This window comes from Streptomyces sp. GbtcB6 (genome assembly GCF_019091475.1).
GTDB lineage: Bacteria > Actinomycetota > Actinomycetes > Streptomycetales > Streptomycetaceae > Streptomyces > Streptomyces hyaluromycini.
In genome coordinates, this window is sequence record NZ_JAGXJL010000496.1 from 1 (window position 1) to 234 (window position 234).

Below are 234 nucleotides of genomic sequence, written 5' to 3' on the forward strand. Positions count from 1 at the left end.
CGACCGTGGCCGGCACGCCCGGCGCGGCGAGGGTGGCGATGGCCCGGCGGCGGAACGCACAGGGCTCCTCGATGGCGACCAGCGGCACGGGGGAGGGGGCGACGGGCCGCCGCCAGCCGGGGGTCGCGTGCCAGGAGAGCGGAAGACCGCCGTCGGGCGTGCCCACGGTGGCGGCGGCCGCGGTGACGTACACCGCCACATCCACGCTGCCCCGCTCGACCGCCTCCTCCAGCC

At 79.5% G+C, this 234-nt stretch carries 1 pseudogene; it reads right to left on the reverse strand.

Annotated elements, in window-relative coordinates:
• Positions 1 to 234, reverse strand: a pseudogene (locus tag KVT45_RS55780) (LysR family transcriptional regulator); the annotation flags it as partial.